Source organism: Variovorax paradoxus (genome assembly GCF_022009635.1).
GTDB lineage: Bacteria > Pseudomonadota > Gammaproteobacteria > Burkholderiales > Burkholderiaceae_C > Variovorax.
Genome location: NZ_CP091716.1, coordinates 7,748,595 through 7,763,548, shown reverse-complemented (window position 1 = coordinate 7,763,548; position 14,954 = coordinate 7,748,595). Strand labels below are relative to the sequence as shown.

Sequence of the window (14,954 nt, the reverse complement as noted above, 5' to 3'; positions counted from 1 at the left end):
TGTGACGAACGAACCCCTCGGCCTGCCCGCACTCGAAACGCGCCTGCGGCAAGACCTCTCATGGCTCGGCCTGCCGGCCAGGCGCTGGGTGCCCCCCCACCCGACACAGGGCGATGCGCTGCTGGACGTCGCCATCGTCGGCGGCGGCATGGCGGGCCTTGCGCTGCTCGCCACGCTCACGCACCTGGGCGTGCACGCCCGCATCTACGACCGCGCGCCCGCCGGCTTCGAAGGGCCCTGGGCCACCACCGCGCGCATGGAGACGCTGCGTTCGCCCAAGGAGCTCACCGGCCCCGCGCTGGGCCTGCCCGCGTTGACCTTCCGCGCCTGGTTCGAGGCGCAATGGGGCCTTGCGGCGTGGGACGCGCTCGACAAGATTCCGCGCCTGCAGTGGGCCGAGTACCTGCGCTGGTATCGCCGCGTGCTCGGCCTCGACGTGCGCAACGGGCAGCAGGTGAGGGCGGTGCTGCCGCGCGCCGACGGCGTGGTGCAGCTCGACCTGGCCGATCTCGATGCCGGCGACAAGTTCTACAGCGTGCAGGCACGCCACGTCGTGCTCGCGACCGGCCGCGACGGTCTCGGCGGCGCCTGGGTGCCCGACTGGGCGGCGTCGCTGCCGCGCGATCGCTGGGCCCACTCTTCGGAACGCTGGGACGCCGCGAGCCTGCGCGGCAAGCGTGTCGCCGTGGTCGGCGGCGGCGCTTCGGCGATGGATGCCGCCGCGAGCGCGCTCGAAGCCGGCGCCGCGCGCGTCGACCTGCTGATCCGCCGCGCCGACCTGCCGCGCGTCAACAAGGGCAAGGGCGCCGGCAACCCGGGCATGGTCCACGGCTTCTGGCAATTGCCGGACGAATGGAAATGGCGCATTCGCCACTACATCAACGTGCAGCAGGTGCCCCCGCCGCACGGCAGCACGCTGCGCGTGTCACGCCACGCGAACGCGCATTTCCAGCTCGGCACGCCGGTGCTGGGCGCGGCGCAGCGGGCCGACGGCGCATTGCGGCTCGACACGGCCCAGGGCCCGCTGGCGGCGGACTTCGTCGTCTTCAGCACGGGCTTTCGCACCGACTGGGCGCTGCGCCCCGAGTTCGCCGCGTTCTCCTCGCAGGTGCGTGTCTGGCAAGACCGCTTCGCGCCGCCCGAGGGCATGACCGACAGCGAGCTCGCCGAATCGCCCGATCTGGGCCCGCTGTTCGAATTCCAGGAAAAGACGCCGGGCGCCTGCCCCGGGCTGGAGCGTGTGCACTGCTTCAACTACGCCGCCTCGCTCTCGCACGGCGCCGCGGCCGGCGACATTCCGCAGATCACCGACGGTGCCCAGCGCCTGGCGCGCGGCCTGGCCGCCAGGTTGCTGAGTGAAGACGCCGACCAGCACTTCGCCGCCATGCAGCGCTATGCCGAGCCCGAGCTCGACGGCGACGAATGGACGCCTTCGGCGCTGCCGCCCTACGTCGAACCCGCCGAAGCCGGCGACCGCGAGGTGGCGCCGTGACCGGTTGGCTGCTGCGCCGCGTGCTGCAGGCGCTGGGCGTCGTGGTGGTGATGACGGTGATCGTCTTCATCGGCCTGCATGCCATCGGCAACCCGATCGACATCCTGATCGGCGAGGACATGAACCAGCAGGAGCGCCTGGCCGCCATCGCGCGGCTCGGGCTCGACCAGCCGCTGTGGCGCCAGTACCTGGCCTTCGTCGACGGCGCGCTGCACGGCAGCCTGGGTCGCAGCTTCGTCTACCAGGAAGACGCCGTGCGCCTGATCCTGCAGCGCCTGCCGGCCACCATGGAGCTGGCCTTCGCGGCGCTGCTGATGGCGATCGTGGTGGGCGTGCCGCTGGGGCTCTTCGCGGGCATGAAGCCCGAGCACCCGGTGTCGCGCACGCTGATGGCCACCAGCATCGTCGGCTTCTCGCTGCCGGCCTTCTGGGTCGCGCTGATGCTGATCATGGTGTTCAGCGTGCAGCTCGGCTGGCTGCCCGCGAGCGGGCGCGGCGCCACGCGCGAACTGTTCGGCGTGCAGTGGTCCTGGCTCACGCTCGACGGCTGGCAGCACCTGCTGCTGCCGGCCTTCAACCTGGCGCTGTTCAAGATCTCGCTGGTGCTGCGGCTCACGCGCGCCGGCGTGCGCGAAGTGCTGCCGCAGGACTACGTGAAGTTCGCACGCGCCAAGGGCCTGACGCCCACGCGCGTGGTGCTGATGCACGTGATGCGCAACACCATGATCCCGCTGGTCACGGTGCTGGGACTGGAGCTGGGCGCGACCATCGCCTATGCGGTGGTCACCGAGAGCATCTTCGCCTGGCCGGGCGCCGGCAAGCTGATCCTCGACAGCATCAACTCGCTCGACCGGCCCGTGGTGGTGGCCTACCTGATGGTGGTCGTCGTGATCTTCGTGACGCTGAACCTCATCGTCGACCTGCTCTACAAACTGCTCGACCCGCGCGTGCGGCTGGAAGGCGCGAAATGAGCGCAGCAAAAAGCTACGACGAGCGCTCGATCTGGTGGCGCGTGGCCGCCGACTTCCTGCATTCGCGCATCGCCATCGGCGGGCTGGTGGTGCTCGGCATCGTGGTGCTGGCCGCGCTGCTCGCGCCGTGGATCACGCCGCAGAACCCCTACGACCTGCTGCAGCTGGACGTGCTCGACGCGCGCCTGCCGCCGGGCTCGCACAGCAGCGAGGGCGGCTACACCTACTGGCTCGGCACCGACGGGCAGGGCCGCGACCTGTACTCGGCCATCGTCTACGGGCTGCGCATCAGCCTGACGGTGGGCGTGGGCTCGGCGCTGATCGCCGCGGTGGTCGGCACGCTGGTCGGCCTGATTGCCGCCTATGCCGGCGGCAAGGTTGACGCGCTGCTCATGCGCCTGGTCGACCTGCTGCTGTCCTTCCCGACCATCCTGATGGCGCTGATGATCCTGGCCTATGTCGGCAAGGGCGTGGGCAACGTGATGCTCACGCTGGTGCTGCTCGAATGGGCCTACTACGCGCGCACCGCCCGCGGCCAGGCATTGGTCGAGGCGCGGCGCGAATATGTGGATGCGGCGCAGGGGCAGGGCATCCCGCGCTGGCGCATCGTCACCGGCCACATCCTGCCGAACTGCCTGCCGCCGCTGCTGGTGATCGGCGCGCTGCAGATCGCGCGCGCCATCACGCTGGAAGCCACGCTGTCCTTCCTGGGGCTGGGCGTGCCGATCACCGAGCCCTCGCTCGGGCTGCTGATCTCCAACGGCTACCAATACCTGCTGTCCAACGAATACTGGATCAGCTTCTTCCCCGGCGTCGCCCTGCTGGCCGCCATCGTCGCGATCAACCTTGTCGGTGACCAGTTGCGCGACGTGCTCAACCCGAGGTTGCAGAAATGAGCGCCGTTCCCGTGCAAGACCTCGAGGTGCCGACGCTCGAGGTGCGCAACCTGCAGACGCGCTTTCACACGCGCGCCGGCGTGCTGCCGGTGGTCGACGGCGTGTCCTTTACGCTGGGGCGCGGCAAGGTGCTGGGGCTGGTGGGCGAGTCGGGCTCGGGCAAGTCGGTCACGGGTTTCTCGATCATGGGCCTGGTCGATCCGCCGGGAAAAGTCGAGGGCGGCCAGGTGCTGTTCCAGGGCCGCGAACTCACGCAGCTGCCTGCGATCGAGCGGCGCGAACTGCGGGGCAACCGCATCGCGATGATCTTCCAGGACCCGATGGCCACGCTCAACCCGGTGCTGCGGGTCGACACGCAGATGATCGAGGCGGTGAAGGCGCACAAGCGCGTCTCCACCGAAGAAGCACGCCGCCATGCGCGCGACACGCTGGGGCTGATGGGCATCCCGAGCCCGGAGGAGCGGCTGCGCGCCTATCCGCACCAGCTCTCGGGCGGCATGCGCCAGCGCGTGGCAATTGCCATTGCGATGCTGCACGGGCCCGACCTGATCATTGCGGACGAGCCGACCACCGCGCTGGACGTGACGATCCAGGCGCAGATCCTCTCGGAAGTGCAGAAGCTGGTGCGCGAGACCGGCACCTCGCTGATCTGGATCAGCCACGACCTCTCCGTGGTGGCGAGCCTGGCCGACGAGATCGCCGTGATGTATGCCGGGCGCATCGTCGAGCACGGCACGGTGGCCGACGTGCTCGACCATCCGCAGCATCCGTACACGCGCGGGCTGATCGACAGCCTGCCGAGCGCGAACGAACGCGGCGCGCGGCTGCGGCAAATCCAGGGCATGACGCCGAGCCTGCTGAAGATGCCGGCCGGCTGCGCCTTTGCGCCGCGCTGCCCGCATGCGGACGCGGCCTGCGAGCAGCAGCGACCCGAGGTGTCCCGCCCGAGGCACGATGCCCCCTGGCATGAGGTGCGCTGCTTTCATCCGCAGCGCGACAAGCCCGTGCCCGCGGTGCCGGCCGCACCACCCGCCGCGGCGCGCGTTGCCGCGCAGGAACAAGACGTGCCGCTGATCGAACTGCGCCAGGTCGCGCAGCGCTTCGGCGCCACGCTGCCGCCCGGTGCGGTCGGCCGTGCGCTGCGCAGCGTCGGCCTGAGCAAGCCGCCGGTGGTCACGCATGCGGTCGATGTGGTCGACCTTTCCGTGCGACCCGGCGAGGTGGTCGGCCTGGTCGGCGAATCGGGCTGCGGCAAGTCGACGCTGGGCCGCATCGCCGCCGGGCTGCTGACGCCCACGGAGGGCGAAGTGATCGTCGGCGGCAAGCCGGTGGCGAGCCTTTCGGCGCAGGAACAGCTTGCGGCGCGGCTGCGCATCCAGATGGTCTTTCAAGACCCGTATGCGAGCCTGAACCCGCGCCTGCGCGTCTCGCGCATCGTGGGCGAGGCCGCGATGCTGCACGGCCTGACCGACGCGGCCGGGCAGGACGACTACGTGTGCGCCCAGCTGGAGCGTGCCGGGCTCGACCCCGCGCTGCGCCATCGCTACCCGCATCAGTTCAGCGGCGGCCAGCGCCAGCGCATCGGCATCGCACGGGCGCTCGCGGTGCAGCCTTCGATGCTGGTGTGCGACGAGGCCGTGGCGGCGCTGGACGTGTCGATCCAGGCGCAGATCCTCAACCTCTTCATGGACCTGCGCGACCAGCTCGGGTTGGCGTACCTCTTCATCAGCCACGACCTGGGCGTGATCGAGCATTTGTGCGACCGCGTGGTCGTGATGTACCTCGGCCGCGTGGTCGAGAGCGCGCCGGTGGCCGATCTTTTCGCGCGGCCGGCCCATCCGTACACGCAGGCGCTGCTGGCCGAGATTCCGAGCATCGACGCGCGGGGCACCACCTTCAGCGCGATCCGCGGCGAGATTCCGAGCCCGATCGCACCGCCCTCGGGCTGCCACTTTCACCCGCGATGTCCGCAGGCGATGCCGCGCTGCCGCACCGAGGTGCCGCGGCTGCGCGGCATCGCGATCCGGCATGCCACGGCCTGCCACCTTTACGACACGAACTGACCTCCTGCTTCACCGTCTTCCTCAAAGGATCTTCATGAACCGCCTGCTTCCCATCGTTGCCGCCGCGCTGCTGGCCACCGGCGTCTCCGCCTCCGCCCAGACGCTGTCCATCGGCTTCGCCGACCCGGTCTCCTCGGTCGACCCCGAGCTCAACAACCATGCGGGCGACCGTTCGCTCGCGCTGCATTTCTGGGACTCGATCATCAATTCGCGCGACGGCGGCAAGCTGGAGCCCGCGCTCGCATCGAGCTGGAAAGCGCTTGACGACAAGACCTGGGAATTCAAGCTGCGCACCGACATCAAGTGGCAGGACGGCACGCCCTTTTCTGCGGACGACATCGTGTTTTCCTTCCAGCGCTCGCGCAACGTGCCCGGCAGCGTGGCCTCTTACTCGGGCGCGCTGCGCACGGTGGAGTCGGTCACGGCCAAGGACCCGGCCACGCTGATCGTCAAGACCAACACGCCCAACCCGATGCTGCCGCTGGAGATCGCCTCGATCTACATCGTGAGCAAGCACGTCGGCGAGAAGTCGAAGACCGAGGACTACAACGCGGGCCGCGCCGTGGTCGGCACCGGCCCCTACAAGTTCGTCTCGTACGTGCCGGGCGACCGCACGGTGTTCGAGCGCAACCCGGGCTACTACGGCCCCAAGCCGCTGTGGGAAAAGGTCAACTACCGCTTCATCAACAACGGCGCGGCACGCACCGCCGCGCTGCTGGCCGGCGACGTGGACGTGATCGACAAGGTCGCGGTGACCGATGTGGAGAAGCTGCGCAAGGACCCGAAGGTCAGCGTGTACACCTACCCGGGCCTGCGCGTGCTGCTGCTGCAGCCGACCTTCAAGGCCGGTCCCAATGAATTCATCACCGACAACGCGGGCAAGCCGCTCGAGAAGAACCCGCTGCTCGACGTGAGGGTGCGCCAGGCGCTGTCGCTGGCCATCAACCGCAAGGCCATCGTCGATCGCGTGCTGCAGGGCACGGTGACCGAGGCCAACCAGTGGATGCCCAAGGGCAGCTTCGGCTACAACCCCGACGTCAAGGACATCGCCTACAACGCCGAGCAGGCCAAGAAGCTGCTGGCCGAGGCCGGTTTCCCGCAGGGCTTCCAGATTGCGATCCACGTGCCGGGCGACCGCTACCCGCAGGCGCCCGAGACGGTGCAGGCCGTGGCGCAGTTCTGGAGCCGCATCGGCGTGAAGACCAAGGTCGAGGTGGTGCCGTGGGCCGTGTACTCGGGCCGCGCCAACAAGAACGAATATGCGGTCAGCGTGATCGCCTGGGGCAACGGCACCGGCGAGGCGGGCTACGGCCTGCTGCAGACGCTGACCACGCCCGACGCCAAGCGCGGACGGGGCTCCAACAACTGGGGCCGCTACAGCAACGAGTCGGTCGACAAGGCGCTGGACGCGGCCACCGTCGAGTTCGATGCCAAGCGCCGCGAAGCCATCTTCCGCCACGCCGCCAAGCTGGTGACCGACGACGTGGGCCAGATCCCGCTCTACCACTACCAGAACATCTGGGCCGCCAAGAAGGGCCTGAAGGTCGTGCCGCTGCTGAGCGACCGTACGACGGCGATGCAGGTCACGCCCGTCAAGTGAGGGCGCGCGCATGTTGAGCATCACGCCTGAAGACGCGCTCATCGACGTGCCCCGGCGCATCGCGGTCGATGGCCTGGCGCCGGGCGAGCAGATCGAGATCGCCAGCTGCACGCAGCGTGGGCGCGGCGTGCCGTGGCGCGCGTCGGCGCGCTTCGTGGCCGACGCCAGCGGCACGGTCGACCTGCAGCGCGACGCGCCGGTCGCCGGCAGCAGCTACGAAGGCGTATCGGCCATGGGCCTGGTCTGGTCGCAGGTGCCCGACACGCCCGGTGCGCGCGAACAGTTCGGCGCTGTGCCGGGCGCGGCGCTGCGCACCGACATCAGCGTGCGCCGCGGCGGCGACGCGGCCGAACTCCAGGGCCGGTTCGTGCAGCGCCTGGCCGGGGAGGGCGTGACGCGCCGCGATGTGCGCGAAGAGAGCCTGGTCGGCACGCTCTATCTGCCAGCGGGGCCAGGACCGCATCCGGCCGTGATGATCCTCAACGGTTCCGGCGGCGGCATCAACGAGCCGCGCGCCGCGCTGTATGCCTCGCACGGCTACGCGGCCTTCGCGCTCGCCTACTTCAAGGCGCCGGGCCTGTCGGACTACATCTCGAACACCCGGCTCGAGTACTTCGAAACGGCGCTGGCCTGGCTGCATCGCACGGTGCGGCCGGCGCACGGCTTCGTCGCGCTCAGCGGCCAGTCGCGCGGCGGCGAACTGGTGCTGCTGCTGGGCACGCTGTTTCCCGAATCGGTCTCGGCGGTGATCGGCTATGTGCCCGGCGCCGTGGTGCATTGCGCGCAGAACGCCTGCGACCCATCGCTCGGCCGCGAGGGACCGGCCTGGATATTCCGCGGGCAGCCGCTGCCGCATGTGTGGGAAAACAACCGTACCGCGACCTGGGCGCCATGGGACGAAGGTCCCGAGCCGCGCCGCCACGCCGATGCGCTGCGGACTGCGTTGCAAGACCCCGAGGCGGTCGAGCGCGCGCGCATCCGTGTCGAACAGATCCGCGGGCCGGTGATGCTGCTGTCGGCGACCGACGACGGCTCCTGGCCGTCGAGCCTCTACAGCCGCATGGTGACCGAACGCCTCGCGCAGTTCGAGCATCCGCACGCCGTGGAGCACCTCGATTTCGAGGGCGCGGGCCATTCGATCCTGTTCCCGTACGTGCCGACCACGCAGCTCGGCTATGCGCATCCGGTGTCGGGCCGGCGCAGCACATCGGGCGGCACGCCCGCGAACAACGCGCATGCGGACGAGGCTTCCTGGCAGGGCGTGCTTCGCTTCCTGCAGCAGGCCGTGGCCGCGCGCACCGCATCTTCCGGAGACACAACCCATGACTGATTCGCAACTTTCCGTCGACCTCGTCGACGCTTCCGTGCCGCTCGCCGAAGGCAGCGCCGTTCATGCGGTGCGCCACCAGCGCGACAAGGTGGTGGCCGCCACGCAGGGCAGCTACGAGGCCCTGTTCGACCCGGCGCTGTCGGGGCCGCCGCTGGTCGAGCGGCTGCTCGCGGCCCATGCCATCGCGCGCAGCGCGGGCAGCGCTGCGCTGCAGGCGCACTACCGCGCGCGGCTCGATGCGCTGGCGCCGCTGAGCGCGGCGCAGCAGGCGGCGGCCGATGGCGCCCCGGTCGAATCGCTCGACGCCGATCCGCGGCTGCAGGCCGTGCTCGCATTCACGCGCACGCTGACCGATCGTCCGGTCGAGGGCGACCGCGAGGCCTTGCTCAAGCTGCCGGCCGCCGGGCTGGCGACACCGGAGGCCGTGGCGCTGGCGCAGCTGATCGCCTTCGTCGCCTACCAGGTGCGCGTGGTCGCCGGCCTGCAGGCGCTGGCTGCGCTCGGCGGCGACAGCGTGGCCACGGCGGTGGAAGAGAACACGGCCCCCTTCGTCCACCCGGCCAACCTGCCGCCGCCCGGCGAGCCGCTGCGCATCAACGGCTACACCAGTGAAACGCTGGGCTGGAAAGCGTGGCTGCCGGTGATCGACCTGGCGCAGGCCTCGGCCGAACAGGTGCGGGTGCTGGACAGCAGCCACCCGAAGGCGCGCAGCTCCGACTACTACCTGCTGCTGGTGCACCAGCCGCGCATCCTGCAGGAGCGCGCGACAGTGTTCAACGCCATCATGTATGCGCCCGGCGGCCTGTCGCGCGCCGAGCGCGAACTGGCGAGCGCGGTGGTGTCGCGCATCAACGGCTGCGTGTACTGCGCTTCGGTGCATGCGCAGCGCTTCGAGCAACTGGCGCGGCGCAACGACGTGATCGCGCAGGTGTTCACCGAGCCGGAAACCGCGGGCACCACGGCGCGCGAACGCGCCATCGTGCAGCTGTCGATCGCGCTCACGCGCAACCCGGCCGCCTTCGGCGCGGAGCAGCTGCACGCCGTGCGTGCCGCCGGCCTGACCCACCTCGAGATCCTGGACACCATCCATGCGGTGGCGATCTTCGCCTGGGCCAACCGGCTGATGCTCAACCTCGGCGAGCCGGTGTTTCCCGCGCGCGACTGAGCACGGCCACGCTCGACCAGGGCGAAGCCGCTGCGGCGGCGGCCTGGCTGAAGCCGGCTGCCGGTTCACCCTCACTGGCGCACATAGCGCAGGTGCGTGGCGGCCGAACCATCAAGCACCCTGTCGATGCGAAACTGCGGCGCGGACTCTCGCAGGTTCTCGAAAAGACGCCGCCCGCCGCCGAACACCACGGGTGCCAGTGCAATCTCCAGTTCGTCGACCACACCCAGGTTCAGGTACTGCTGGATCACATCCGCCCCGCCCGCGATGCGGATGTCGCGACTGCCTGCGGACTCTCGCGCCAGCTCCAGGGCCCGTTCAGGCCCGTCGTTGACAAAGTAGAAAGTCGTCCCGCCGGGGCGCACCCAAGGGTCGCGTTTTTCATGGGTGAGGACGTAGACCGGCGTGTGAAACGGGGCGTCCTCCGGCCAGGCGATCTCGCCCTGATCGAACATTCGCTTGCCCATGATGTTGGCACCGATGCGCTCGACCGTGCTGCGAACCAGGTCGTTGATAGGGCCGGTCTCTCCCCCGGGCCCGAGCTTCAGGAGGTTCTCGCGAAAGTACTGCTGATTGAGCAGCCAGGCCATCAGCGCACCCCACTTCGCGCCCCAGTTCTTGTATTCGGGCTTGCCCATGGTCATTCCTTCCGGGGCCATGTAGCCGTCGAGGCTGAGTCCGATGTTGACGAATACCTTGCTCATGGCTTTCCTTTGCAGCAACTGCCCTTGTGTACGGTGTACACAAATATATACCCAAAATGGACGCTGTCCACAGGGCTTTCACGCAGGGCGCGCAGTGGCGGCCGAATCCAGGTTCATTCGTGTGCTTGCGCCGCATCGTCCTGGCGCCGGTCGATCTCCATGCGCGCCTGGGCGCATGCGAGCCGCAGGCCTTCGCCCATCGAGACCGATCGAAGGCCGGTCCAGCGCACTTTCGCGGGATCGTTCGTCTTGCACGTCCACCGGCAACCGCCTTCCCGCTCCTGGAGCACGACATCGATCCGGACACCGCGATAGACGAAGGAATGACGCATCACTTTGAAACATGCGAAAGCACGTGACTCCAAAGAAAAGGCCGGTGCTAGACTGAAATGGTTCCCGCAAGACCTTGACGCAACGAGCGTCTGGTCGCACCGAACGCCTACCGCACACAGTAGGCCGATGCCTGGTTTCTGCACCGTGACAGCGCTCGACGACCCCCAAAGGAAACGCGATGAACGCCATCAAAGAAGCACGCGAGATCATTACCGCTGACCCGAACAGCGAAGAATCTCTGACTCTGGCCCGGCTTGTCCTTGCCCTCGAATCCGAGACCGAATTTCCCCTGAGCAATCTCTACGCGCTGAGCCTCGACTCCTTCGGCCTTGCCATGGAAATCTTGAAGGAGTGGCGGCTCGATCGCTACTACGCGCGGAAAGGGAAGTTGCTGGATGTGTCCTACCAGGCGCACGTCCTGGCTGCACACTGAGGCTTTCGCCCGCGGACGCCTCCTGCGTGGACTGGAGCTCCTGCCGAAGGGCAGTGCGTCACCTCCGTCGCGCTGGAGCCGGGCTACTGCAGCAGCAGTGCGTCTTTCTTGATGGCGGTCACTCGCATCTACGGATGCCACGTGGAAACGACTGCCGGCGTTTGCGCGGTAGGGCGACCGGCGAGTGCGTACGAGAGTTCGTTCGCGGCTTTCATGATCGTCTTCGCGTGGCCGATGAGCCTGGCCTTGGGCAGGCGATCCGCCGGCCCTGAAATGCACACGGAGCCAAGCAGGGCCCAGCGCAGGCCGAAGACGGGCGCCGACACCGTCGCCACGTTCTTCTCGCGCTCGCCGATGGAGAAGTGATAGCCCTTCTTGCGGATGTCCTCGTAGAGCTTTCCGGGCTCTCCCGAGAACGCCAGGATCACCCGCCCCGGAGACCCCAGCTCGAGCGGGAGCATCGCGCCCATGCGCGCGTGATGGCGAATCGGCTGCGGCCCTTCCACGCGCGCCAGGCACGTGCGCGAACTGCCTTCGCGCACATAGAACGCCGCGCTCTCGCCGGTGGCTTGCGATAACGCGAGGAGCATCGGCTCGACCACGTTGTTGGCATCGAAGCTGGCCTGGTAGCGGGCACCCAGCCAGCCGGCCGCGGGCCCGAGTCGCCATTCGCCATCGTCGCGCTGCACCACGTAGCCGCTCAGCGCCAGCGTGCGAAGCAGCCGCAGGATCGTGGTCTTGTGCATGCCGCTGCGCCGCGTCAGCTCGGCCAGCGAAAGCCGCTCGTCCTGCATTCCGAACGCATCGAGCAACTGCAGGGCACGGGTCACGGCCGTGACGCCACCGGTGGCCTCGAGATCGGCCTCGCGCGGTGCCTCGACGACTTCAGCCGATCGCTTGGGCTTTGCTGTCCTGGTGCTCTTTTTTACGACGGGCATTTCGTTTCGCACAGTGGTCCATGTTGCATGCAACGGACCACCATTGTATGAGACGGAACGCAAATCTAAAGTCGCCGCATGCCCGGAGCACCGCTGCCAGGCACTCATCGAACGATTCGGAGACAACCCCATGCGTACCTCGAGCAACAGCTCCATTTCCCGCCGTGCCGCGCTCGGCCTGGCCCTCGCGCTCACATCCGGCATGGCGCTGGCGCAGGCCTATCCCGCACGCCCCATCCGCCTCGTGGTGCCGTTCCCGCCGGGCGGCGGCACGGACATCATTGCCCGCGAGGTGGCGAACAAGGTCGCAACCTCTGAAGGCTGGACCATCGTCATCGACAACAAGCCGGGCTCCGGCGGAAACATCGGCGTCGATGCAGCTGCAAAGGCCAATCCGGACGGCTACACGCTGGTGCTGGGACAGACCAGCAACCTCGCGATCAACCCCTCGCTCTATGCAAAGCTGCCCTACGACCCGGTGAAGGACCTGGCCGCGGTCGGTTTGATCGCCTCGGCGCCGCTGGTCGTGGTGGTGTCCGCTGTATCGCCCTACAAGACGCTCTCGGACGTGGTCGCCGCCGCCAAGGCGAAGCCGACCGCGCTCAACTATGCGAGTTCGGGTAACGGCACCGTGGCCCACCTCGCCACGGAGCAGTTCCAGAAAGCCGCCGGCGTGCAGTTCACGCACGTTCCCTACAAGGGCGCCTCGCAGGGCCTCACCGACCTCGTCGGCGGGCAGATCCAGATGTATGTCTCGTCGGTGCCGACACTGATTGCGCAGATCAAGAGCGGGCAGTTGCGCGCGCTGGCGGTGACATCGCTGCAGCGCAACCGCGATTTGCCCAATGTGCCCACCCTGTCCGAGTCCGGCTACAAGGACTTCGAGGCCGTGACGTGGTTCGGTGTCGCCGGTCCCGCCGCAATGCCCAAGGATGTCATCGCCAAGCTGAACGCGGCCTTCAACAAGGCGCTGGCGACGGCCGATGTGCAAAAGAAGCTGGCCGCCCAGGGCGCGGAAGTGATGACCGGGCCGCCCGAGAAGTTCGCATCGCTGATCCGCACCGATGGCGTCCGCTGGGGCGCCATCGTGAAGTCGTCCGGCGTCAAGATGGACTGAGGCGGCATGGTCTCGCCTGCTGCTTCGTGCGCGGATGCGCTCGTCGCCCCGTTTTCTGCGGGGCGCGGCCGCACCGCTGTCGACGTTCCGCCCGATGCCTGCGATTGCCACGTGCATCTGTACGACGCACGCCATCCCACGGCGGCGGGTGCCACGCTGAGGCCGCCGGACGCGAGCGCAGCGGACTACCGGCAACTGCAGCGGCGCACGGGAACGCAGCGGGTCGTGTTCGTGACGCCTTCGACCTACGGCACCGACAACGGGGCACTGTGCGACGCGCTCGCGGCCTTCGGTACGCAGGCACGTGGCGTGGCCGTGGTGGACGAGCAGGTCAGCGATGCCGAACTGGCCGCGCTGCACCACCGTGGGGTGCGCGGCATCCGCCTGAACCTGTCGCTGGGTGTGGTGAACTCCGCTTCGCAGATTGCGCCGCTCGCGCGCCGCATCGCTCCGATGGGTTGGCATCTGCAGCTGCTGGCACCCGCCAACGCATGGACCGAACTGGCTGGCGCGCTGGCCCACTTGCCGGTGCCGCTCGTGTTCGATCATTTCGGCCGGCTTGCGCCTTCCATGGCCGGCAAGCATCCGTCGCATGCGTTGATCCTTCGCTTGCTCCAGGAGCGCCGCGCCTGGGTCAAGGTGTCCGGCGCCTACATCGTCAGCGAGCAGGGCGCGCCTGGATACGAAGACGTGGCCGCACTGGCCCGCAGCTTCCTGAAAGCCGCGCCGGACCGCGTGCTCTGGGGCAGCGACTGGCCCCACGCGTCCGCCACGGCCGGCCACCAGGCCATGCCGGACGACGCACAGCAGATGACGCTGCTCGCCGGCTGGACAGGCACCGCGGGCGTGCTGAACCGCGTCCTGGTCGACAACCCGAGCGAACTCTATGGGTTCGACCGCCACCCCCCTCTTCAGGAGACCTCATGATCCGAATCCATCGGCGCCGCTTCGGCGCGCTGGGCCTGGCCGTGCTCGCGTTCGCGTCGGCCCCCGCCTTCGCCCAAGGCCAATGGCCGACCGGCAAGCCCATCACGTGGGTGGTGCCGTACCCGCCGGGAGGCACGACCGACATTCTCGGCCGCGCCATCGCGCAGCGGTTGGGCACCTCCCTGGGCACCACGGTGATCGTGGACAACAAGGCGGGCGCCACGGGCACGATCGGCTCGGCCTTTGTCGCGCGGGCCGCACCCGACGGCTACACGCTGCTGGGCACATCGATCGGACCCCAGGCGATCGTGCCGAACCTGCTGCCGAAGATGCAGTACGACCCGGTCAAGGCCTTCGCGCCGGTGTCGCTCATCGGGACCATTCCCCACGTGCTGATCGTCGGTGCGAACCAGCCGTTTCGCACGGTCGCGGACCTCGTGGCGCAAGCGAAGGCGCACCCCGGCGAACTCTCGTTCGCATCAGGCGGCAATGGCACCGTCCTGCAGATGCAGGGCGAGCTCTTGCGTTTGCAGACCGGCGCGAAGATGACGCACGTGCCCTACAAGGGCGACACGCCGGCCATCCAGGACGTCCTGGCGGGCCATGCGACGTTCATGTTCGCCCCCGTGGCGGCCGCGCTGCCGCACATCCAGAGCGGCAACCTCCGGGCACTGGCCGTCACTTCGGCAACACGCCTGAAAGCCTTGCCGGACGTACCGACCATGGGGCAAGCGGGCTTCAAGGACTTCGTGGTGGAGCAGTGGCAGGCCGTCTATGCGCCGGCCGGCACGCCCGCGCCGGTGGTCCAGCGCCTGCATGACGACGTGGTGCGCCATCTCAAGGACCCCGAACTCATCGCGATGGCCGACAAGCTCGGCGTCACGCTGGTCGCAAGCACGCCGCAGCAACTCGCCGACACCCAGAAGGCGGACCTGGCCAAGTGGGCCCAGGTCATCAAGGACGCCGGCGTCAAGCCGGACTGAAC

14 protein-coding genes and 1 pseudogene are annotated in these 14,954 nt (G+C 68.7%); 12 read left to right on the top strand and 3 right to left on the bottom strand.

Annotated features, from left to right (window positions below; all coding sequences use genetic code 11):
• The first annotated feature begins 1 nt into the window (after position 1).
• The 8 genes and pseudogenes from L3V85_RS36230 (at position 2) to L3V85_RS36195 (ending at position 9,517) form a co-directional block, all read left to right on the top strand.
• The gene (locus tag L3V85_RS36230; protein ID WP_237677354.1) at positions 2-1,492 is read left to right on the top strand and encodes a flavin-containing monooxygenase; all 1,491 of its coding nucleotides are present in this window, start codon (positions 2-4) and stop codon (positions 1,490-1,492) included.
• Positions 1,489-2,463, top strand: a complete 975-nt coding sequence (locus L3V85_RS36225) for an ABC transporter permease (RefSeq protein WP_237677353.1) — start codon at positions 1,489-1,491, stop codon at positions 2,461-2,463. Before L3V85_RS36230 ends, L3V85_RS36225 begins: the two co-directional genes overlap by 4 nt.
• Entirely contained in the window at positions 2,460-3,359 is a 900-nt protein-coding gene (locus L3V85_RS36220) for an ABC transporter permease (RefSeq protein WP_237677352.1), read from the top strand. The genes L3V85_RS36225 and L3V85_RS36220 overlap by 4 nt, the downstream gene beginning before the upstream one ends.
• Positions 3,356-4,348 (top strand): annotated as a pseudogene (locus tag L3V85_RS36215) (ABC transporter ATP-binding protein); the annotation flags it as partial. The gene L3V85_RS36220 and the pseudogene L3V85_RS36215, both read left to right, overlap by 4 nt.
• A 75-nt stretch (positions 4,349-4,423) precedes the next feature.
• The gene (locus L3V85_RS36210; RefSeq protein WP_237680718.1) at positions 4,424-5,422 is read left to right on the top strand and encodes an ABC transporter ATP-binding protein; all 999 of its coding nucleotides are present in this window, start codon (positions 4,424-4,426) and stop codon (positions 5,420-5,422) included.
• 34 nt (positions 5,423-5,456) lie between these two features.
• Entirely contained in the window at positions 5,457-7,022 is a 1,566-nt protein-coding gene (locus L3V85_RS36205; RefSeq protein ID WP_237677351.1) for an ABC transporter substrate-binding protein, read from the top strand.
• A 10-nt stretch (positions 7,023-7,032) separates the two neighbouring features.
• Positions 7,033-8,352 (top strand): acyl-CoA thioester hydrolase/BAAT C-terminal domain-containing protein, encoded by a 1,320-nt coding sequence (locus L3V85_RS36200; protein WP_237677350.1) that lies wholly within the window; start codon positions 7,033-7,035, stop codon positions 8,350-8,352.
• A complete protein-coding gene (locus L3V85_RS36195) occupies positions 8,345-9,517 on the top strand; it encodes a CMD domain-containing protein (protein ID WP_237677349.1) in 1,173 nt (390 codons plus the stop codon). The genes L3V85_RS36200 and L3V85_RS36195 overlap by 8 nt, the downstream gene beginning before the upstream one ends.
• A gap of 71 nt (positions 9,518-9,588) precedes the next feature.
• On the opposite strand, the gene L3V85_RS36190 is transcribed toward L3V85_RS36195, so the two are convergent.
• Both L3V85_RS36190 and L3V85_RS36185 read right to left on the bottom strand, forming a co-directional pair.
• Entirely contained in the window at positions 9,589-10,221 is a 633-nt protein-coding gene (locus L3V85_RS36190; RefSeq protein ID WP_237677348.1) for a dihydrofolate reductase family protein, read from the bottom strand.
• 113 nt (positions 10,222-10,334) lie between these two features.
• The gene (locus tag L3V85_RS36185; RefSeq protein WP_237677347.1) at positions 10,335-10,553 is read right to left on the bottom strand and encodes a hypothetical protein; all 219 of its coding nucleotides are present in this window, start codon (positions 10,551-10,553) and stop codon (positions 10,335-10,337) included.
• Between the two features lie 179 nt (positions 10,554-10,732).
• Between L3V85_RS36185 and L3V85_RS36180 the strand changes: the two genes are divergently transcribed.
• Entirely contained in the window at positions 10,733-10,987 is a 255-nt protein-coding gene (locus L3V85_RS36180; RefSeq protein WP_237677346.1) for a hypothetical protein, read from the top strand.
• A 128-nt stretch (positions 10,988-11,115) separates the two neighbouring features.
• Here L3V85_RS36180 and L3V85_RS36175 read toward each other — a convergent pair whose 3' ends face one another.
• On the bottom strand, positions 11,116-11,925 hold the full coding sequence (locus L3V85_RS36175) for an IclR family transcriptional regulator (RefSeq protein WP_237677345.1): 810 nt from the start codon (positions 11,923-11,925) through the stop codon (positions 11,116-11,118).
• Positions 11,926-12,055: 130 nt separating this feature from the next.
• Here L3V85_RS36175 and L3V85_RS36170 point away from each other — a divergent pair, with 130 nt between their 5' ends.
• The 3 genes from L3V85_RS36170 to L3V85_RS36160 are packed head-to-tail and all read left to right on the top strand — an operon-like array spanning position 12,056 to position 14,952.
• The gene (locus L3V85_RS36170; RefSeq protein WP_237677344.1) at positions 12,056-13,042 is read left to right on the top strand and encodes a Bug family tripartite tricarboxylate transporter substrate binding protein; all 987 of its coding nucleotides are present in this window, start codon (positions 12,056-12,058) and stop codon (positions 13,040-13,042) included.
• 6 nt (positions 13,043-13,048) lie between these two features.
• The gene (locus tag L3V85_RS36165; RefSeq protein WP_237677343.1) at positions 13,049-13,969 is read left to right on the top strand and encodes an amidohydrolase family protein; all 921 of its coding nucleotides are present in this window, start codon (positions 13,049-13,051) and stop codon (positions 13,967-13,969) included.
• Complete coding sequence (locus tag L3V85_RS36160; protein WP_237677342.1) at positions 13,966-14,952, top strand: Bug family tripartite tricarboxylate transporter substrate binding protein; 987 nt, start codon at positions 13,966-13,968, stop codon at positions 14,950-14,952. The genes L3V85_RS36165 and L3V85_RS36160 overlap by 4 nt, the downstream gene beginning before the upstream one ends.
• The last annotated feature ends 2 nt before the right edge of the window (positions 14,953-14,954 follow it).